The sequence below is a fragment of the Cupriavidus alkaliphilus genome (assembly GCF_900094595.1).
Lineage (GTDB): Bacteria > Pseudomonadota > Gammaproteobacteria > Burkholderiales > Burkholderiaceae > Cupriavidus > Cupriavidus alkaliphilus.
Map to the genome: position 1 here is coordinate 690,283 of NZ_FMAD01000001.1, position 18,715 is coordinate 708,997.

General features: G+C 64.2%; 29 protein-coding genes and 3 pseudogenes. 23 read left to right on the top strand and 9 right to left on the bottom strand.

What is annotated here, in order from left to right; translation table 11 throughout:
* Nucleotides 1–13 precede the first annotated feature (13 nt).
* The 12 genes from GA0116996_RS03225 to GA0116996_RS03275 are packed head-to-tail and all read left to right on the top strand — an operon-like array spanning nt 14 to nt 8,043.
* Complete coding sequence (locus GA0116996_RS03225; protein ID WP_092307217.1) at nt 14–397, top strand: DUF4054 domain-containing protein; 384 nt, start codon at nt 14–16, stop codon at nt 395–397.
* A 25-nt stretch (nt 398–422) separates the two neighbouring features.
* The gene (locus GA0116996_RS03230; RefSeq protein WP_092307219.1) at nt 423–902 is read left to right on the top strand and encodes a phage virion morphogenesis protein; all 480 of its coding nucleotides are present in this window, start codon (nt 423–425) and stop codon (nt 900–902) included.
* Between the two features lie 3 nt (nt 903–905).
* Nucleotides 906–1,277, top strand: a complete 372-nt coding sequence (locus tag GA0116996_RS03235) for a hypothetical protein (protein ID WP_092307221.1) — start codon at nt 906–908, stop codon at nt 1,275–1,277.
* Between the two features lie 5 nt (nt 1,278–1,282).
* Complete coding sequence (locus GA0116996_RS03240; protein ID WP_092307223.1) at nt 1,283–1,873, top strand: phage neck terminator protein; 591 nt, start codon at nt 1,283–1,285, stop codon at nt 1,871–1,873.
* A 9-nt stretch (nt 1,874–1,882) separates the two neighbouring features.
* Nucleotides 1,883–3,358: a DUF3383 domain-containing protein gene (locus tag GA0116996_RS03245; protein ID WP_092307365.1), complete on the top strand. Its 1,476-nt coding sequence runs from the start codon at nt 1,883–1,885 to the stop codon at nt 3,356–3,358.
* Between the two features lie 12 nt (nt 3,359–3,370).
* A complete protein-coding gene (locus GA0116996_RS03250; protein WP_092307225.1) occupies nt 3,371–3,814 on the top strand; it encodes a phage structural protein in 444 nt (147 codons plus the stop codon).
* Nucleotides 3,815–3,816: 2 nt separating this feature from the next.
* On the top strand, nt 3,817–4,266 hold the full coding sequence (locus tag GA0116996_RS03255; protein ID WP_092307227.1) for a phage tail assembly chaperone: 450 nt from the start codon (nt 3,817–3,819) through the stop codon (nt 4,264–4,266).
* A gap of 38 nt (nt 4,267–4,304) precedes the next feature.
* Nucleotides 4,305–4,451, top strand: coding sequence for a DUF6889 family protein (locus GA0116996_RS28200; RefSeq protein ID WP_167355470.1), 147 nt, complete (start codon nt 4,305–4,307; stop codon nt 4,449–4,451).
* On the top strand, nt 4,441–6,189 hold the full coding sequence (locus GA0116996_RS03260; RefSeq protein ID WP_092307229.1) for a phage tail tip lysozyme: 1,749 nt from the start codon (nt 4,441–4,443) through the stop codon (nt 6,187–6,189). Before GA0116996_RS28200 ends, GA0116996_RS03260 begins: the two co-directional genes overlap by 11 nt.
* Nucleotides 6,186–6,761, top strand: a complete 576-nt coding sequence (locus tag GA0116996_RS03265; RefSeq protein ID WP_244159751.1) for a phage baseplate protein — start codon at nt 6,186–6,188, stop codon at nt 6,759–6,761. Before GA0116996_RS03260 ends, GA0116996_RS03265 begins: the two co-directional genes overlap by 4 nt.
* Entirely contained in the window at nt 6,761–7,078 is a 318-nt protein-coding gene (locus GA0116996_RS03270) for a phage baseplate plug family protein (RefSeq protein WP_092307231.1), read from the top strand. Before GA0116996_RS03265 ends, GA0116996_RS03270 begins: the two co-directional genes overlap by 1 nt.
* The gene (locus tag GA0116996_RS03275) at nt 7,075–8,043 is read left to right on the top strand and encodes a phage protein (protein ID WP_092307233.1); all 969 of its coding nucleotides are present in this window, start codon (nt 7,075–7,077) and stop codon (nt 8,041–8,043) included. Before GA0116996_RS03270 ends, GA0116996_RS03275 begins: the two co-directional genes overlap by 4 nt.
* On the opposite strand, the gene GA0116996_RS03280 is transcribed toward GA0116996_RS03275, so the two are convergent.
* Nucleotides 8,040–8,579 (bottom strand): hypothetical protein, encoded by a 540-nt coding sequence (locus tag GA0116996_RS03280; RefSeq protein ID WP_141693710.1) that lies wholly within the window; start codon nt 8,577–8,579, stop codon nt 8,040–8,042. The genes GA0116996_RS03275 and GA0116996_RS03280 overlap by 4 nt on opposite strands.
* A gap of 10 nt (nt 8,580–8,589) precedes the next feature.
* Between GA0116996_RS03280 and GA0116996_RS03285 the strand changes: the two genes are divergently transcribed.
* The 11 genes and pseudogenes from GA0116996_RS03285 (at nt 8,590) to GA0116996_RS03320 (ending at nt 15,769) form a co-directional block, all read left to right on the top strand.
* Nucleotides 8,590–9,321, top strand: coding sequence for a Gp138 family membrane-puncturing spike protein (locus GA0116996_RS03285; protein ID WP_092307237.1), 732 nt, complete (start codon nt 8,590–8,592; stop codon nt 9,319–9,321).
* 1 nt (nt 9,322) lies between these two features.
* Complete coding sequence (locus GA0116996_RS03290) at nt 9,323–9,673, top strand: contractile injection system sheath initiator (protein ID WP_092307239.1); 351 nt, start codon at nt 9,323–9,325, stop codon at nt 9,671–9,673.
* Nucleotides 9,673–10,854, top strand: a complete 1,182-nt coding sequence (locus GA0116996_RS03295; RefSeq protein ID WP_092307241.1) for a baseplate J/gp47 family protein — start codon at nt 9,673–9,675, stop codon at nt 10,852–10,854. Before GA0116996_RS03290 ends, GA0116996_RS03295 begins: the two co-directional genes overlap by 1 nt.
* Before the next feature lies 1 nt (nt 10,855).
* Nucleotides 10,856–11,311: pseudogene (locus GA0116996_RS28410) on the top strand (DUF2612 domain-containing protein); the annotation flags it as partial.
* Between the two features lie 138 nt (nt 11,312–11,449).
* Nucleotides 11,450–11,998 (top strand): annotated as a pseudogene (locus GA0116996_RS28610) (phage head spike fiber domain-containing protein); the annotation flags it as partial.
* 114 nt (nt 11,999–12,112) lie between these two features.
* Nucleotides 12,113–12,358 (top strand): annotated as a pseudogene (locus GA0116996_RS28415) (baseplate wedge 1 family protein); the annotation flags it as partial.
* Nucleotides 12,359–12,368: 10 nt separating this feature from the next.
* Nucleotides 12,369–13,322, top strand: a complete 954-nt coding sequence (locus GA0116996_RS27920; RefSeq protein WP_141693711.1) for a hypothetical protein — start codon at nt 12,369–12,371, stop codon at nt 13,320–13,322.
* A 366-nt stretch (nt 13,323–13,688) separates the two neighbouring features.
* On the top strand, nt 13,689–14,441 hold the full coding sequence (locus tag GA0116996_RS03305) for a class I SAM-dependent methyltransferase (RefSeq protein WP_167355471.1): 753 nt from the start codon (nt 13,689–13,691) through the stop codon (nt 14,439–14,441).
* Between the two features lie 86 nt (nt 14,442–14,527).
* A complete protein-coding gene (locus tag GA0116996_RS03310) occupies nt 14,528–14,746 on the top strand; it encodes an HP1 family phage holin (RefSeq protein ID WP_092307246.1) in 219 nt (72 codons plus the stop codon).
* Nucleotides 14,739–15,248: a glycoside hydrolase family protein gene (locus GA0116996_RS03315; protein WP_092307248.1), complete on the top strand. Its 510-nt coding sequence runs from the start codon at nt 14,739–14,741 to the stop codon at nt 15,246–15,248. Before GA0116996_RS03310 ends, GA0116996_RS03315 begins: the two co-directional genes overlap by 8 nt.
* Nucleotides 15,245–15,769: a DUF2514 family protein gene (locus GA0116996_RS03320; RefSeq protein WP_244159752.1), complete on the top strand. Its 525-nt coding sequence runs from the start codon at nt 15,245–15,247 to the stop codon at nt 15,767–15,769. Before GA0116996_RS03315 ends, GA0116996_RS03320 begins: the two co-directional genes overlap by 4 nt.
* A 21-nt stretch (nt 15,770–15,790) precedes the next feature.
* On the opposite strand, the gene GA0116996_RS03325 is transcribed toward GA0116996_RS03320, so the two are convergent.
* The 8 genes from GA0116996_RS03325 to GA0116996_RS03360 form a co-directional block, all read right to left on the bottom strand.
* On the bottom strand, nt 15,791–16,069 hold the full coding sequence (locus tag GA0116996_RS03325; RefSeq protein WP_092307250.1) for a transcriptional regulator: 279 nt from the start codon (nt 16,067–16,069) through the stop codon (nt 15,791–15,793).
* 31 nt (nt 16,070–16,100) lie between these two features.
* The gene (locus GA0116996_RS03330) at nt 16,101–16,280 is read right to left on the bottom strand and encodes a hypothetical protein (protein ID WP_092307251.1); all 180 of its coding nucleotides are present in this window, start codon (nt 16,278–16,280) and stop codon (nt 16,101–16,103) included.
* 119 nt (nt 16,281–16,399) lie between these two features.
* Nucleotides 16,400–16,615, bottom strand: a complete 216-nt coding sequence (locus GA0116996_RS03335) for a DUF2188 domain-containing protein (protein ID WP_092307253.1) — start codon at nt 16,613–16,615, stop codon at nt 16,400–16,402.
* Between the two features lie 77 nt (nt 16,616–16,692).
* A complete protein-coding gene (locus GA0116996_RS03340; protein ID WP_092307254.1) occupies nt 16,693–16,920 on the bottom strand; it encodes a DUF2188 domain-containing protein in 228 nt (75 codons plus the stop codon).
* Between the two features lie 292 nt (nt 16,921–17,212).
* Nucleotides 17,213–17,440: a DUF2188 domain-containing protein gene (locus GA0116996_RS03345; RefSeq protein ID WP_092307256.1), complete on the bottom strand. Its 228-nt coding sequence runs from the start codon at nt 17,438–17,440 to the stop codon at nt 17,213–17,215.
* A 345-nt stretch (nt 17,441–17,785) separates the two neighbouring features.
* Complete coding sequence (locus GA0116996_RS28530; protein ID WP_279615823.1) at nt 17,786–17,914, bottom strand: hypothetical protein; 129 nt, start codon at nt 17,912–17,914, stop codon at nt 17,786–17,788.
* A gap of 157 nt (nt 17,915–18,071) precedes the next feature.
* Nucleotides 18,072–18,377: a hypothetical protein gene (locus GA0116996_RS03355; protein WP_092307259.1), complete on the bottom strand. Its 306-nt coding sequence runs from the start codon at nt 18,375–18,377 to the stop codon at nt 18,072–18,074.
* Nucleotides 18,367–18,657, bottom strand: coding sequence for a DUF2471 family protein (locus GA0116996_RS03360; RefSeq protein WP_092307261.1), 291 nt, complete (start codon nt 18,655–18,657; stop codon nt 18,367–18,369). Before GA0116996_RS03360 ends, GA0116996_RS03355 begins: the two co-directional genes overlap by 11 nt.
* Nucleotides 18,658–18,715: the final 58 nt, after the last annotated feature.

The following is an 18,715-nucleotide window of genomic DNA, read 5'->3' on the forward strand; positions in this document are numbered from 1 at the left end:
CACCCATCCGCCTATGACACCCAGCCAGTTCCGACAGGACTTTCCCGAGTTCGCCGACACGACGAAGTATCCCGACGCCACGGTGCAGTTCTGGCTGACGGTGTCGGCATCGCTCGTCAACGAGTGCCGCTGGGGCGTTCTGACCGATCAGGGCATCGAGCTTTGCACGGCCCACCACCTGGTGCTGGCCGCCCGCGACCAGCAGGCCGCAAGCGTTGGCGGCATCCCGGGCCAGATGACCGGCCCGCTGTCTTCCAAGGCCGTCGACAAGGTCAGCGCCAGCTACGACACCGGCGCGGCGACCATCGACGACGGCGGATTCTGGAACCTGACCACCTACGGCGTGCGGTACCTCACCCTCGCCAAGATGATGGGCGCCGGCGGCATCCAGCTGTAGCGCAGCCGCCCATCGGGAGATCCCCATGGGCGTCATGAAAGTGGACCGACTGAAGGAAGTCCTGCAGTCGATCAACGGCCTGGTGCAGAGGGAAGTGCTGGTCGGCATTCCCGACAGCGCGCCCGAGCGCAAGGACGACGAGCCGATCGGCAATGCCGCCATCGGCTACATCCAGGAGACCGGTTCTCCGGTCAACAACCTTCCCCCGCGACCGTTCCTGGTGCCCGGCGTCGCCACGGCAGAGGGAAAGGTGTCGCCGCAGCTGCAGAAGGCCGTCGAGTCTGCACTGGACGGCGACCTGGCCGGCGCTGAGCGCCGCATGGGCGCCGCGGGCCTGACCGCGCAGAACTCGGTGCGCGCGCGGATCAACAGCGGCATCGACCCGGCGCTGAAGGATTCCACGCTTGCCAACCGCCGGCGGCGCGGCCGCACCGGCACGGTGCCGCTGATCGACACCGGCCAGCTGCGCAACGCGATCACCTACGTGATCCGAAAAAGGAAGTAGGCCATGGCGCTACTCGACGTCACCGACGTCCTGCTGGACCCGGATTTCATGGACACCGGTCTGGTGTGCAACCGGATGACGCAGGCGGTGGACAGCCACGGCCGCGCGACGAACACGGTCACCGCCACACCGTTCGCCGCGGTGGTGACCAGTGACAAGGGCGACATCCTGCACCGCAACGCTGACGGCAGCCGGATCATCGGCTCCATCACCGTTCACACGCCGTTCCGGCTCTCGGACGGCAGCACCGGCCAGGACGCGGACGAGATCGTCTGGCAGGGACGGACCTACACCGTGGTCAACGTCAACGACTACAGCCACTTTGGTCGCGGCTTCGTCTGCGCCACCTGTGACCTGAAACCGCTTTCTGGGTAATCCACATGGCCAATACCAGTGCAACCGGCGGCTACCTGGCGCCGACGGCACCGGTACCGCCAGAAGACGATGCGCTCGACAACCTGCTGCAGGAGCTGGTGGCGGGCGTGACGGGCCTGCCCGGCAACTTGGTGCGGCCGCGCTGGCAGCCGACCGTGCCCAAGCAGCCGGAACCCTCCGTGAACTGGTGCGCCTTGGGCATTCCCGAGCAGGAGAACGACGCCGGCCCGGCGATCCAGCACGACCCCGCCGGCGAGGGGCACGACGAATACCAGCGGCACCAGGACATCAGGCTGCTGTGCACCTTCTACGGGCCGGCCGCCAAGGGCTACGCCCAGCGCCTGGCCGACGGGCTGTCAATCCCGCAGAACCGCGAGCAGTTGCGCCTGAACGACATGGCCTTCGTCTCGGTCGGCGAGATCCGCGCGGCGCCGGACTTCGTCAACCAGCAGTGGGTGCGGCGCTACGACCTGACCGTGCTGCTGCGCCGCAAGATCACCCGGACCTACCCGGTCCTCAACCTTCTGTCAGCTCAGGTGAGCACGGAAACCGACTCGGTACCGCCGATGGCGAGCACCAACAACATCGACCAGTAGAGGATGACCATGCCCAACGGATTGCCGGTTTCGCGGCTGATCGACGTCACCATCAACATGTCGCCGCTGGCGGCGCAGGGTGCGAATCTCAACACGGCGCTGATCCTGGGCGCCTCGGCGGTAATCGACACCAGCGAGCGGATGCGCTCGTACGGCACCATCGACGCTGTCGCAGCCGATTTCGGCACCACCGCGCCGGAATACCTGGCCGCGCTGCTGTACTTCCAGCAGACGCCCCAGCCGTCGCAGCTCTATCTGGGCCGCTGGGCCAAGACGGCCACCTCTGGTTCGCTGCGTGGCGCTGCGCTGACGGCCGCGCAGAAGGACATCGCGGCGTGGCAGGCAGTCACCGCTGGCTCGTTCAAGGTCACCATCGACGCCACCGTCAAGACGCTGTCGGCGCTCAATTTCTCGACTGCCACCAATCTGAACAACGTCGCCAGCATTATCACGACCGCGCTGACCGGCGCGACCTGCGTCTGGAACGGCACGCAGTTCGTGATCACGTCGCCGACCACTGGCGTCGCATCGAAGGTGAGCTACGCGACGCCCACCGGTTCGGGCACCGACATCTCGGCGATGCTGGGACTGACCAGCGGCCTGGCCTCGGCGCCCGTCGACGGCATTGTTGCCGAGACGCCCGAGGCCGCGGTGGCCATCTTCCTGAACCGCTTCGCCAATAGGTTCCTGGGCCTGATGTTCGCCGACACGTCGCTGACGAACGCGCAGCACACCGCGGTGGCCAACCTGGTCGAGGCGGACCAGCGCCACATCTACGGCGCGACCTCGCAGGAGCCGCAGGCGCTGGATTCGACCAGCACCGCCGACCTGGCGTCCACGCTGAAGGCGCTGGGGCTGAAGTACTCGTTCGTGCAGTACTCGAGCTCCAGCCCGTACGCTGCGGCGTCGATGTTCGGCCGGCTGCTGACGACCGACTTCAACGCCAACAACAGCACCATCACGCTGATGTACAAGCAGGAGCCCGGCATCGTGCCGGAGAGCCTGACCAGCAGCCAGGCGGACACCCTGCAGGCCAAGCGCTGCAACGTGTTCGTCGCCTACAACAACGACACGGCGATCATCCAGTACGGCGTGACGCCCAGTGGCATCTTCATCGACTCGGTCTACAACTCGATCTGGTTCCAGAACCGGGTCCAGACCGACGTGTACAACCTGCTGTACCAGAGCCCGACGAAGATCCCGCAGACGGACGCCGGCAACGCGCTGATCGCTGCCACCATCGAAGCGGCATGTGATGCCGCGGTGAACAACGGCTACCTGGCGCCAGGCGTCTGGAACTCGGGCGGCTTCGGTGCGCTGAAGCAGGGCGACACGCTGGCCAAGGGCTACTACGTCTACGCGCCGCCCATCGCGCTGCAGTCGCAGGCGGACCGCGAGGCCCGCAAGTCGGTGTCGTTCCAGGTCGCGGCCAAGGAAGCCGGCGCCATCCATTCTGTTGACATCCTGGTCAACGTCAACCGCTGATAGGGGGAAACCATGTCCGGAACGTATTCGTTCATCGATGTGCAGGCCTCGCTGGTCGGCCCCGGCGGCGCATTCTCGCTGGGCTACGGCGAAGCCACGGCTGAGGAAGGCATCACCATTGCCGCGGCCAACGACAAGAACACCATGACCGTCGGCTCGGACGGCAAGGTGATGCACAGCCTGCGCGCCGACGGCTCGGGCCAGATCACGCTGCGGTACCTGAAGACCGCGCCCGTCAACTCGCGCCTGATGGCGCTCTACAACGCTCAGAAACTCGACAGTCGGCTGTGGGGCAAGAACGTCATTACGGTCAGCCAGTCGGTGGCCGGCGACATCGCGACGGGCATCCAGTGCGCCTTCAAGAAGGTGCCGGACCTGACCTACGCCACCGAGGGCGGCACGGTCGAGTGGGTGTTCGACGCCGGCCGCATCGAGGAAATGCTGGGGACCTACTGACCATGGCTCACGAAATCGATCTGGCGGGCAACCGCTACTCGCTGGGGCGCTTGAACGCGATGCAGCAATTCCACGTGTCGCGGCGCATCGCACCGATCGTGCCGACGCTGATCCCGGTGTTCCTGCGCGTGCGCGCCAGTGGCAAGCCGCTGACCGACGATCTGGAAGGCCTGGCCGCCGCTCTGCAGCCGCTGGCCGATGGCCTGGCCGCGCTGAAGGACGAGGACGCCGAATACGTGTTCGGTACCTGCCTGTCGGTCGTGCAGCGCCAGCAGCAGACCGGCTGGGCGCGCGTATGGAGCGGCTCGCAGACCATGTTCGAGGACATGGATCTGGCCGTGACACTGCCGCTGGTGGTGCAGGTCATCACGGCGAATCTCGGCCCTTTTATCAACGGGCTGCTTACCAGCCAAGCGAGCAGCCCGGCGGCCGCGGCAGCGCGGGCTGGCTAAGGCACCTTCCCGGCGGCGAGGACTGGCTGCTGGCGCCGGTGGCCGAGGGCTGGTGCAAGTACGAATCGCTGCTGGACGGCTCGCTGGGGCTGGAAGACATCGCCCTGATGAACGACGCCATCACCGTGCGCGGTGACAACCTCGCGGCGGCCCGCCGCATGCTGGAAGAGAAGAATGGCCGATAGCACCGTCATCCGCGAGTTCCTGGTCGCGCTCGGCTTCAAGGTCGACGAGAAAGGCCTGAAGAACTTCACGACCGGCGTGGATCAGGCCACGAAAGGCGTGGTGCGGCTGGTGAGCACCATCCAGGGCGCGGCGCTGTCGATCGGCGCCGGCGTTTCCGCCTTTGCCTCGAAGCTGGAAGGTCTGTACTTCGTCAGCCAGCGCACCGGCGCCGCCGCAACCAGCCTCAAGGCACTCGAGTACGCCGCGCGCAACCTGGGCGTCTCGTCGGAAGCGGCGTTCGGCACCGTCGAGAATCTGGCCCGCTTCCTGCGGAACAACCCGGCGGGCGAGGGCTACCTCGCCACCATCGGGGTGCAGACGCGCAACGCCAACGGCGAGCTGCGCGACACCGTCGACATCCTGGCCGACCTGGGCAAGGAGCTGGCCCAGCGCCCGACCTGGCTGGCGAGCCAGTATGGCAACGTCCTCGGCATCGACGAGAACCTGCTGCTGGCCATGCGCAATGGCGACTTCGCCAGGTTCATGGCGCAGTACCGCGTCATGGCCCGCAACAACGGGCTGGACAAGGCGGCGGAGGACTCGCACGCGCTCATGATCGCCCTGCGCGACCTGGGCACGACGTTCGAGAATTTCGCCATACGGGTGCAAGGCGCGCTGCTGCGCAAGATCGGCCCGCAGCTCGAGCGGTTCAAGCGGTGGTTCGATGACAACTCGCCGGCCATCGCCGACCGGGTGGCGAGCATCGCCAGCGCAATCCTCGCGGCGGCCGCGGCCATGGGCCCGCCGCTCCAGTGGGTCGTGGACAAGTTCATCGAGCTGGACAAGGCCACCGACGGGTGGTCCACCCAGCTGCTGCTGCTGGTGGGCGTGTTCAAGGTGCTGGGCGGGTTCCAGATCATCGCGGGCATCTGGAAGATGGTCGCAGCGGTGCGTGCGCTGGGCGCTGCGAACGCGGCCGCTGCGGCGGCCGGGGGCGCCGCGGGCGCTGGCGGGGCGGCTGGGGCTGCCGGCGCCGGCGCGGCGGCGGGCTGGTTGTCCAGGTTTCTGCCGTGGCTGGCCAAGGCCGGCGGTGCCGCGGCGCTGCTACTGCACAGCGGCAGCCTGAATGACGGCGAGGAAGCAGAGCTAGAACGCCGTCGCGCCGCGGCTGGGCAGTCGCCCGGCGGAGCGCCGGCGCCCGGCCAGGCCGGCGCCGGGCAGCAGCCGGCCGGCGGACGGCGGGCAGCCCTCGATGCCGTTGGCTTCTTTCAGCGCATGGGCTGGACGCACGACCAGGCCGCCGGCATCGTGGCCAACCTGCGCCATGAGAGTGATCTCAATCCGCGTGCCGTGGGCGACAGCGGCCAGGCGTACGGTGTGGCCCAGTGGCATCCGGACCGACAGGCCAACTTCGCGCGCTGGGCCGGCAAGGACATCAGGGAATCGTCGCTGATGGAGCAGCTGCAGTTCGTGAACTACGAGCTGACGCAGGGCGCCGAGCGGCGCGCCGGCCAGCTGCTGCGCGCGGCGCAGAACGCCCAGCAGGCGGGCGAGATCGTCTCGCGGCACTACGAGCGGCCGGCCCGGGCTGATATGGAAGCGGCACGGCGCGGCTCTACCGCCGTCGACCTGAAGCAGGAAACCAATATCCATATCCATGGGGTGTCGGATCCTGTCGCGGCCAGTCGGGCCACCGCCGGGGAGCAGGGGCGCCTGAACGGTGACCTGGTGCGCAACCTCCAAGGAGCGGTTTCGTGATTCTGGACATGATCACCTTGGTGCCAAAGAGCATCGGCAGCATCACCATCCCGGTGCTGATCGAGGAAGCCCACCAGGACGAACTGCAGATCACCGAGCACCCGGTGGAGAAGGGCGCCGAGATCAATGACCACGCCTTCAAGCGCCAGCCGGAGGTCGTGCTCAAGTGCGGGTGGAGCAATTCGGATCTCGCCGCGCTGGCCGGCTTGGCCCAGTCCATCTTCTCGGGCGGTGGGCTGCCGTCCGCCGACTACATCAGCACGGTCTATTCCCAGCTGCTGGCACTGCAGGAGCTGCGAGAGCCCTTCGACGTGGTGACGTCGCTGCGGATGTACGACAGCATGCTCTTCAAGGGCTTAGCCGTACTGAAGGACCAGAAGACCGGCGCCGCGCTGTCGGTGACGGCCACACTGAAGCAGCTGCGCATCGTTGAAACGCAGGTGACGACGCTGCCGCCGCGGGAGAACCAGGCCGACCCAGCAGCCACTGCCGAGACGCAGAACACCGGCGTCAAGGCAGCTACGCCGGCCACGCCAGCGCCAGGCGGGTCCGTACCACCGACGAGCATGTGATGCCCAACTTCTTCGAGATCCCGCTGTCGCCGCTGCCGCAGCGCTTCACGATCACGCTGGGCGGCGTGGACTATCGCCTGACGGTCCAATACCGGAAGGCCGGCGGCGCAGGCTGGGTGCTGGACATCGCTGACGCCACCAACGCGTCGCTGGTGTCCGGCATCCCACTGGTGACCGGCACCGACCTACTGGCGCAGTACAAGCACCTCGGCTTCGCCGGCCGGCTCTGGGTCCAGGGCGCGGCGGATCCCGACGACGTGCCAACTTACGAGGACTTGGGCATCGGCTCGCATCTCTACTGGGTGACGGACGCATGAGTACACCGCAATTTGGCCGCAAGGTCTCGCTGATCATCGGCCAGGACAGCGGTGATGCCCTTGACCTGTCCGAACTGCGCGTCGTGTTTTCCATCAAGCGAGGCGATCTGCAGACGCCAAACTCGGGGCGCTTCCGGGTGTTCAATCTGGCGCCAGAGACCGCGCGGCGCGTCCAGAAAGAGTTCACGCGTGTGGTGTTCCAAGGCGGCTACGCCGGCAACTATGGGATTCTGTTTGACGGGACGATCAAGCAGGTGCGCCGAGGGCGCGAGAGCCAAACGGATACCTACCTGGACATCACCGCGGCGGACGGCGATTCCGCCTACAACTTTGCGGTGGTGAACACCACCCTCGCGGCTGGCTCGACGCCGGCCGACCACGTGGCGGCCGCCTGCACGGCAATGAACCCGTACGGCGTGACGCAGGGCTACCTGCCGGAACTGCCGACGAACCCACTGCCGCGCGGCAAGGTGATGTTCGGCATGGCCCGGGACTTCATGCGCTGGACGGCCCGCACGTGCCAGACGGTCTGGAGCATCCAGGACGGCAAGGCGATCATGGTGCCCGAGACGTCCTACATGCCCGGCGAGATCCCGGTGATCACATCGGAAACAGGGATGATCGGCCTGCCCGAGCAGACCCAGAACGGCATCACGATCAAGATGCTGCTGAACCCCAGCGTCAAGATCGGCCGGCTCATCGAGATCAATAACGCCAGCGTGCAGCAGTACGAATACAGCCTGAATGTCGGGCAGCAGGCACAGAACGAACGGATCGAGCAGCAGGCGAAGCTGCAGGACGACGGCTACTACTACGTGATGATCGCCGAGCACTACGGCGATACCCGGGGGAACGACTTCTACACGGATGCGATCTGCCTGGCGGCGGACGTCACGGTGTTGCCTGATTCCTTCAAGACCAAGGCCGCGGTGCCGCCGGACTTCGTGATCAAGAAGTACGGCTAGCGCAGAGAGTCGTGATAGGACCGCACGTTCTTCATGAACTCTTCTTGTGACATGGCCGGCTTGACGTACTGCGCCGATCCGTCCCGCTGGATCTTGGCCTCGACGTAGGCGGTGAGAGAGTCCTGGCGCGCGTCGCCGTAGGTGGAAACGACCACGATTCGGTCCTTCGTCGGGCTGACCAGCGTGCCCCAGCATGCCGGCACCAGGGCGCGCCCGTGCAGAGTCTCGGCCGCGCGCATGTCCTTGGCATTGACGATTGGCAGCCTGCACGGCGTGTCGCGATAGAGAACAGTGACCATCGAACCGCGGGAGATGGTTTCCTCGACGGCTTTGCTGAAGAGGAAAGCTACCCGTCCGACAGTGGCCGGATCGAAGGACTTCATTCTGATTTGGGCGTCTTCCGCTTCCTGCTGCACCTTCCATTGAGGCTTCACCGCTTGTTCGGCAGCCCATGCCCGGTTCCTCTCGGTGAGGGAGTCGGCGCCCATCGCATAACTGGCAGCGCCTAACAGGACTGTTGCGGCAAGCATTTTCATAGCGATCACCATGGATAGACGAGAGCGAGTTGACGATCCCGAGGTAGCGCTTCGGGAGGCGTTCGACGGGCTGCGCGCGGGCATCTGGACCGCGCTGCCGGGGGTCATCCAGTCGTTCGACGACGGCGCCATGACCTGCGAGGTGCAGCCGACGATCAAGATCCCGGTGCGCCGGCTCAATGGCACCGTCGAAAGCGTCGCGCTGCCGCTGCTGGTGGATTGTCCGGTGCAATTCCCATCTGGCGGGAATTGTAGTCTGACCTTCCCGGTTGCTCCAGGCGATGAGTGCCTGGTGGTCTTTGCCAGCCGCTGCATCGACGGGTGGTGGCAGTCCGGCGGCGTGCAGGAGCAGGCCGAGCTACGGATGCACGATCTCTCGGACGGGTTCGTGCTGCTGGGCTTTCGGTCGAAGCCTCGTGCCCTGGCCGGCGTGAGCACCACCGCGGCGCAGCTGCGGACGGACGACGGGGAGGCCTTCGTCGAGGTCAACGCGGCGACCCATGCGATCAACATCCAGACGACGGCGCCGGTGAACGTCACTTCGACGGCGTCGGCAAGTGTGACAGCGCCCAGCATCAGCCTGGGCGCCGCTGGCCAGTCGCTGCTGTCCTTTGTGACGTCGGCGTTCCAGGCCCTGTTCAACGGGCATACACACACGTCCGCCGGCGCTGGTTCGCCAACGAGCGTGCCCAACCAGACGATGGGCAGTAGCCATTTGACCAGCACAGTAAAGGGCGGATGACATGCAATACCGAAAGGAAGACGCCGATGGCGACTATGTCTTCGGTGGGGGATCGGCTGACTTCTACAAGGACGTGCCAGAGGCCGTCGGCCAGGCGGTGGTCACCCGGCTGCGCTTAGCGCGCGGTGAATGGTTCCTCGATATCACCGAAGGCACACCCTGGGAACAGGTGCTGGGCAAGTACACCAGCGGGACTTATGACGCGGTCATCCGGCAGCGCATCCTGGGCACGCAGGGCGTCCTGTCGCTGGCTTCCTACAGCAGCACGCTGAACAGCGAGACGCGGGCGCTGAGCGTGACAGCGACGATCAACACCATCTACGGCCCCACCACCATTCAGGCGACATTCTGATGGCCATCACCACGACCGCACCGACCATCGATGCCAACGGCATCACGGCGCCTACCTATGCCGACGTGCTGGAATATCTCAAGGCGAAATACCGATCGATTTACGGGCAGGACACGTACCTGGAAGCGGACAGCAAGGATGGGCAGCTGCTGGCGGTGTTCGCTTCGTCGATCAACGACGCCAACGCGGTGGCGGTCGCCATCTACCGGTCATTTAGCCCAGCCACCGCACAGAACGATGCGCTGTCGAGCAACGTCAAGATCAACGGCATCGCGCGGCATGCGTCTTCATATTCGACGGTGGACCTGCTGCTCGTCGGCCAGGCCGGTACGACGATCACCAACGGCATCGCCAAAGACAGCAACGGCGTGAAGTGGGCGCTGCCGGCTTCGGTGACGATCCCGCCGGCCGGCGAGATTACCGTGACTGCCACCTGCCAGACCATCGGTGCGGTGTCGGCCGCCGCCGGCAGCATCACACAGATCGGGACCCCGACGCAGGGCTGGCAGACGGTGACGAACCCGGCCGCCGCCGCCGAGGGCGCGCCGGTGGAATCCGACGCCGCGCTGCGCCAGCGCCAGACCGTTTCCACCGCGCTGCCGTCCCTGACGGTGTTGGACGGCATCGTCGGCGCCGTCGCTAGCCTGCCTGGCGTGACGAGGTGGGCTCCCTACGAGAACGACACGGACGCCACGGATGCCAACGGAATCCCAAAGCACTCGATCTCGCTGGTGGTGGAAGGGGGCGATGCAACGGCCATTGCCAACGCCATCGCGGCCAAGAAGACGCCCGGGTCAGGCACGTACGGCACGACGTCGGTGGTGGTGCTGGACGTCTACGGCCGGCCCATCACGATCCGGTTCTTCCGCCCCTCCAACGCCGCCATCACCGCGACCGTCAACGTGAAAGCGCTGGCCGGGTACAGCACGCAGACTGGCGACGCGATCAAGCAGGCCATCGTCGACTACGTCAATGGCGTCGCTATCGGTGGTGGGCAGTCTGGCAGCGTGGAATGGGCGGATGCCATCACCGCGGCAAACAGCGTGGGCGGCGGCACGGCTTTCAAGCTGACCGGCCTGACGCTGAGCGGCCCGGCCGGCGCCGGCGCGCCCGACGTAGCGCTCGCATTCAACCAGGCGGCGTCGTGCACGCCAGCAAGCATCACTCTCAACGTGACCTGACATGGCAGACCTGACCGATTACACCGGGCTGGTGACGTCCGAGCATAGCCAGCGCCCGAAGTTCATGAGCGTAGTTGCGGCACTGGCCCAGCCGATGGTCGACCTGATGAACCTGCTCGGCGGCATGCCGGACAAATTCGACCTCGACCAAGCAGTCGGCGCGCAGCTGGACGACGTTGGACGATGGGTCGGCATCTCTCGGCGGGTGTCCACGCCGCTCACCGGCGTCTACTTCTCTTTCGACACGCCTGGCGTGGGCTTTGACCAGGGGAGCTGGAAGGGGCCGTTCGACTCGGACACCGGGCTGACGCTGCTGGACGATGACACCTACCGGCTGGTGCTGCGCGCGAAAATTGGCGCGAACCATTGGGACGGCACGCTGGAATCGACGGCGGGCATCCTGAACAGCATCTTCTCGCCCGGCGACGGGCCGGTGGCGGTGCATGCGAATGCCGAACCGTTCGGGACTGGTGACGGTGCCTCGACGCAGTTCCAGCTGCTGTACCAGGGGCAGCCGGTCTACCAGATTGACAGCGCGACACTCTACCGGAACGACTGGCAGGGCAACCAGTTGATGTACCAAACGCCGCGAACGAACATAGCCACCTACTCGGAACAGCTGGACTTATCGGCATGGGGTAAAGCCGCCCTCACTGTCACACCGAACGCAACAACAGCCCCGAATGGCACGACCACTATGGACAAACTGGTGGAAACGGCTACTACCGGCACGCATGCCTTGACCCGTAACATCTTCGGCACGCTGGGCAATACGCCCTATACGGTGTCTGCATTCGTCAAAGCTGGTGAGCGTAGGTATGGCCGAATCCGTCTTGGTACAAACATCGGGTTCGTAGCCGATGCCAAGTTTGACCTTGTCACCGGCAAATACACAAACTCAGCCGGAAACCCCATCGGGGACATCATCCACCTGGGCGGCGGGATTTATAGGGTGACGGTGACCGGGGTAACTCAAGAGGGCGCCACCAATCTATCCGGCACAGGCCTGTATCTGCATGACCTCGTTACAGGCGGGTCGGCTGGAGGGGACGCGTACGCAGGTGATGGCACCTCGGGATATTACGCATGGGGTCTGGACGTCAAAGAAGGTCCGGACCTGACAAGTTACGTATCCGCGACCAATGCACCGGCAACGCTCACTGACTACACGCTCGGCCCCAGCGGCATCGCGCAACTGGCCGTTCCGCCGGCGGCCGGTGCCTCACTGAGCTGGACTGGCGACGGCGAAATCTATCCCTCGGGCACCTACGTCTTCATCCAAGACAACCAGGACATGTCGATGACCATCGGCGTCGCCGGCAAGGTGCCGTCGGCGGTGTTCCTCGCGCTGCTGGAAGGCGGCTACATCCCGCTCAAGCCCGAGGGCGTGCGGGTCAACTTCGTGATCGTCACCTCTGTTGACGGCGTGCCGATGTTCGGTTTCGACGTCGCCAACCAATACGTCATGGGCCTCGATGCTGGGGCCTGGGGCACACCACTGTAAGGACCAATCAATGGCAACGAACGATTTTCTGGTGTTCGGCGGCGGCGCGGGCGCCAACGTCATCACGCAGGTCACCTACTCGGGCCTCGCCGCGCGCACGGCCGGCTTCTCGTCCGGCGTTGCTCAATCGGCCCAGCTCAACAAGGTGTGGCGCCAGTCGAGCATCATGGCCGCGGTGCTTGCCCAGTTCATTTCGGATCGGACGGGGCAGGATGCGATCGACGATGGCACCACAGCCACGCTTCTCGCAAACCTAAAAAAGTCGACGCCTGGCCGCCTCTTGCGCATTTGCGTGTACCAGCGCATTGGTGGGGTTCAAATGGTATCCGTCGACGGCGCGGCACCCACTGCGACCGCAGCGACAACTCACACGCGCCTATCCAATGCGACTAGGATCATCGGTAGGTGCCAGGGGGCTGGTTCAGCTGGAGGCGGGGCAGGCGGCGCGGCATCTGGAAACGTCAGCATGGGCGCGCCAGGTATGTCAGGCGCGTACGGTGTCGCCTCGTGGGATGCAGCAGCGTTTGGCGCGTCTCAAGTTATCACTGTGGGAGCTGCCGGCGTACCGGTCTCCAACAACGTTGGTGGTAACGGAGGGTCATCATCGGTCGGATCCTTGATGACAGCGCCGGGCGGAAATGGCGGGGTAGTCTTCAATAACGTTCCACCGCCTTCTTTGAATGGGAACGGTGGATTGTCTTCTGCCGCTACCGGCGCAAATCTGTACTCGTGGAGAGGGGCTGGCGGATCTCCATCGTTAGGTTTGGCAAGTACAGGTGGCGTTGGCGGTCAAGGCGGCGCATCTGCGTTTGGTCCGGGGCCAGCGGTGAGCTTTAATGCGAACGGCGCCGATGCAGTCAACCCAGGAAGCGGCGGCAGCGGGGTGGCGATTAATCAAGCCGGCGGTGTCGCTATCGGCGGAAAAGGCGGTGACGGCATCGTAATCATTGAGGAATACGAGTGATGAAGACATATGTGCGAATCGATGGTGGCGTAGTTGTAGAGTTGATCCGGCCGATGGTGGATGAGGAAGGGAAAGATGTACCCATTGAGGCCCGATACCACCCTGACTTTGTAGCCACGCTGGTGGACGTCACGGATGTCACTCCCACTCCTGTCCAGGGCGATGTATATGCTGATGGAGAGTTCACGAAGCCAGAACCATTACAGGAGTCTGGAGCATAGGTGCGTTTTGTACCTGGGCTCCGGCACCGTGTGTCTATTAACCTAGAACTGCTAGAATCACCAACGCCCGTGATTGTTGCGGAGGTCGCATCTTTCAAGCTGCTTGATGCTCTACTGGTGCAGGTTAATAGACACTATTTCCCACATGTTCAGCCAGATCAAATCGATGTTTCGCGAGCAGGGCTCAGAACCGGACCGGATCGGATCGTTCTTCCAGGATGGCAAGCTGTTGCTGGATCGACTCGATGCACTGCCCGAGCCAATGTCGTTCTTCCCAACGGGTTGGATGACGCCGCTGGAATTGCAGGTGCTGTACAACGCGGCGAAGTATGGTCGTGGCGATTTTCTCGAAATCGGGACTTGGATTGGTAAGTCTTCAACTGCCATTGCGCTTGGCAGGCGTGATGCCGGTGATTGGCGTACGCGCAAGTACGACGCTGTCGACTTCGGCTTTGTCTCTCTGACAGACTTTTGCTCCGCGCTTGCTGTTGGTATGGAGTACGCGGCGCAAGATGAAATTGCGAGGCCCGTCCTGACCCCGGGTGGAACCATGGCGGTGCTGATGGAGAATCTTCGCTCGCGCGGCTTGCTCGATACGGTAACTTCGGTGATTCGAGGCAACGCTGCAGACGTGCCGGTCCGTGAACACTATGGTGTGGTCTTCTGCGATGCGACTCACAATGAAGCTGAGATCGCTGTTGTGGGTCCGATGTTGTCGCGCGCACTACGGCCGGGGAGTTGGCTCATGTGCGATGACATTCATGAGCATCAGCATCTGGTTGACGCGTTGAGCAAATACGTGACCTTCGACTTCTTCCATCTGCTGACTCATTCGGATTCTCAGAGCAAGGCAGCAATCGGTCGAGTTAAGGCGACCGCTGCGCATAAGCCGAGATAGCAGAAAGCCCCACGACACGATGTGCCACCTTCGGGTGGCATTTTTTTTGCCCGCCACGAGCGGGCTTTTTCATTTCCGGGGAATCTATGCGGCAAACCAATCCGGCCGAGGTATCGAGCTACGCGGGCAGCCTCGTCGCTGTGCTGTCCTCTCTCACGCTGACCGACATCGGGATTATCGTCGGCATCGTCACGGCGCTGGCCACGTTCGCTCTAAACGCCTTCTACATGCGGAGGAAAGATCAACGCGAGCGCGAGGCACACATCGCCCGCATGCACGCATTGACGGAGGCATGCCATGAGTAGGCAGCGGATTGCTGTGGCGCTGCTGACGATTTCGGCGGCCGGCTTCGGCGTGTGGAAATCGTGGGAGAGCTTCACCGGTCAGGCGGTGATTCCGACCAGGGGTGACGTGCCGACCCTGGGGTATGGCTCTACTCGCTATGAGGACGGCCGGCCCGTTCGCATGGGGGACAGCATTACGCGCGAGCGCGCTGAGGTGCTGGCTCGCAACCTCATGAAGGCCGACGAGCGGCAGCTCGCAGCCAGTTTGCCGGGCGTGAAGCTGTATCAGGCCGAGTTCGATGTCTATGCCGATTTCGTTGGCCAGTTCGGCATCGGCAACTGGCGCGCGTCGACCATGCGTCGGCGCCTGCTCGCCGGCGACTATGCGGGAGCCTGTGATGCGCTGCTGCGCTACCGGTTTTCGGCCGGCTTCGACTGCTCGACGCCAGGGAACAAACGCTGTTACGGGGTCTGGGCGCGCCAGATGGACCGGCACCGCAAATGCGTGGAAGCGCAGCCATGATGGCGCTCACCAAGGTGTCGTGGCGAGCCATGGGCGCGCTGGGTGTTGCGGCCTCCTTGTTCGCGGCCGGCTGGGCGGCCAACGGCTGGCGCATCGGCGCGAAGATCGTTCAACTGGAAGCGGCACAGGCCAAAGAACGGGAAGGGCGGGCCGGCGCACTGGCCGCGGCGTCTCAAGCCGCGCGCGCCGAGGAACAACGCAGGACCGCAGAACAGAGGGGGATTGCCAATGCTGCAGCGAAAGAACGTGACCATGCCCAGGCTGATGCTCGCGCCGCTGGCGCTATTGCTGAGCAGCTGCGCGTGCGAGTTGCCCAGCTTGCCGCAGCTGCCCGCGCCGCCGGCAATTCCGGCGCTGCCGGCGGAAGCGCGGCAGCCGGAGACCCCCTCGATGTGCTTACCGACGTGCTCAGCCGGGCTGACGCGCGAGCGGGGCATCTGGCTGAGTATGCCGATCGCGCCCGGGTCGCCGGCCTTGCCTGTGAGCGAAGCTACGATGCGCTGACGCCGGCGGCGCAATAAAAAAGGCCGGCGCGGGGCGAGTTATTCGGGGCGTCCAGAATCACCGTCAAGCTCAACGTCGGCGCCTATGTCGCGCATGCGCGTCAGTACGCGCTCCATCTCAGCAGCGGATAGCGCCAGGCGCGCGGCGCCGAAGAACAGCATCTGCGGGGCCATCTCGCGCGGCTGGGCACCGCCCGTGTACTTGCGCCACTGTTGGCCACCGGCGACGCCGAACAGTTCAGCCATTTCCTCGCCCGTTCGGCCGAGATCGTTCTTGAGGCGCTGCAGGTCGTCGGGTTTCGGCGGGTTGTATCGCATAGAAGAAACCCGCCTTGCGGCGGGCCTTGGATCAGTTGAGGAAGAGCTTTGCGAAGGCCATCGCAGCAGCGATCAGGCCGGTGGCGTACACCACTGGAAGCCAACGGTGCTCGCGGTTCAGCTTCGAGGCTTCCGCGTTGAGCTTCATCGTCTCAGCCATCAGCTTGCCGATTTCGGCTTCAGTCTTCAGGATGTCCAAGGTCTTTTCCATTTCGTCGTCCTTTCGGGGTGCCGGGCGGCGCGGTGCGCTACCTCTGGGATGAATATTAGCACCAAAGGGGCTAATGTCAAAGAACTTTTGTGCCTCCTGACTGGTCACGACGCTCGCCGCTAGAGACTGGGCGAGCCTTCGACGAATGTACTTCGCTGCCTGACGTGGCCGTCGCGGCCATGGATCAGCAGCTCCACTTGCCGTTGCCGAGCCTTTTCGGCTCCAGCAGCGATAGCGTCCTCTAGGGTGCGGAATGTTTCGCGGCCGTGCCCACCGTCGGCCACAACGGCCCAGCGGTCCCCGGCGGCTACGACATGCACTTCCTTGCGCGGCATGATTAACTCCTGAGCTTCATAGGCCAGTCTAGTTGTCCGAGACCTGGTATGGGTGCTTCCGAACGAAAATCCTTCGGTCACCCCTTGACGCTACGCGGGTCGTTGCCGAAGGAATTCCGCTCTCGGATCTGGCCGTCGCGGCCGTGGATCAGCAGTTCGACCTTGTCCTGCTTCGCTTTCTCCCTGCCAGCGGAGATCGCCTCTTCCTGGCTGGGGTAGTGCGTGGTCGCGCCGTCGGTGCCTTCAACGGCGACCGCCCAACCTTGGTCGCCGGCGGGCAGCACGTGGATGTTCTTGCCTGGCATGGCTGTCTCCTGGCTGTTGATGCTGCTGCCAGTCTCGGCGCGTCGTGTGCCCGGCGGTATCGGACGCTGTCCGACAAAAGAAAAGCCCTCGGCCGGGTGGCGAGGGCTTCAAATTTAGGGTGGGCGATCCGGACGCCCGAAGAAATGATACTGTCACCTTCCTCAAATTGGTGCTGTCGCCGGCGCGCTATGTTGATTGGAGCACAAACCTCTTTAAGAGGCAGTTGATCGGCGACCGGGCAGGCGGCTCTTGGGGCGCCGCATGGTAGGTGGCCGCCGATTCGGTAGCCAGTCAGTGCCTCTTGGTGGTGTCCATAGTGCAGTTACGAAGGTCCAGCTCACTATCCTTCTTTCCTGCTCCGTGAATCATCAAAAGCGCATCGTTCTCCATTGCCATGCGCACACCCGCCGCGATGGCTGCATTGCGCGATGGATAAGTCGTGAACTGTTCGGCGCCATCTATTTCAACTTTCCACCGAGCGTCGTCAGTAAGTCGAATCTGAACGGTGATTGTTGTCATACAAGTCCCTCCTTGTATGAGTGGTCATATCTGTGTTTTAGGAAAGCTCTCCGTGACGCGCTGTAGGAGAGTTCCGGCTTTTTTCGAAGAGAAGCTGCCCAGCGCACATGATGTGCCCCCCAATCAACGCGCGGCAGGCGCCGTCCGGCGCGGGAGTCATCACTTCTTGATTTCGCGTCGGGCGTTGGCATAGCTGCGTCGCTCGGTAAGTTCGCGTCGACGTCATGATGAAGCCGGTGTGCGCGCCGGGTCGACACGGTGCAATCATGCGCCGTCCGACAAATTCAGGAACGTCTACAGCACTTCCCAATTCGTCTATTTTCAGGCGATGCGCTATCGATTCAACTATTTTTCTAGGCCTTCGAGTTCGGCGCGGTAGGCAGCCCAGTAGTAGTGGCTGTGCCGGTTGTGGCGGGCAAGCTTTTTCTCGACGAAGAGCCGGACGGTGCCAAGATAGCCGGCGTCGATCAGCAACTTATGGTGGCTTGGCGCGGTCGCCGTGGCTGGGCCCAGCGTCTGTAGGCCGGCGGCAATGTAGTTGCCTTGGACGCGCCCGAGTATGCCGTTTGCGCCGGCGGCAGGAGAGGGCTCGGACCCTGCGCCTGGGAGATGGCAGCTGGCGGCGAGTTTGCTATTTCCCATGGTCGGCTTGATCCGGCGTCGCGGCGTGTTCGCGCCGCGCAAACACGACCGTGCTCGGCCCGGCTTCGGCCCAGCGACTCACTGCATGCCGTCGCACCTGACCGGCGGCCTGAAACGAGACGTAGTCCGGCGTCCAGCGCAGTGCGCGGATGTGGCGAACATCGAGACCGTGGACAACGATGCGGTCTCGCCTCTCGGTGATGGCTTCGCAGTCCAGCCGCTGTTCGACCTGGTCGTCGGGGAAGAACTGTGCCTCGAGGAATACCGCAGACATCTCGCGCAACTCAGTGGACATGCTTCCATGCCTCCACGATGATGCTGAAGCTCACTGCCACCGCGCCGGCGCTGCCAAAATCAGCGGGCTCATCGTTCGTCGGATACCCCATCAGCGGCGAGGCGCGCATCATGCGCACGATCCCCGGATTGGCCTTTCCCGCGGCCGAGACGGCGGCAACAACCTCATCTTCGATTTGATGGAGTAGGCGCCAGGTGAGATGTCCGGCGCCGCGGTGGCGCGCTACGATGTCCGGTGTGGCTTCGCGAATGGCGGCTTCTGCCGCACGGATAGGGTCCATGGCGGTGTGGGATGAGTACTGTATGGATATACAGTGTACCCAACCGCGAAATCGATCA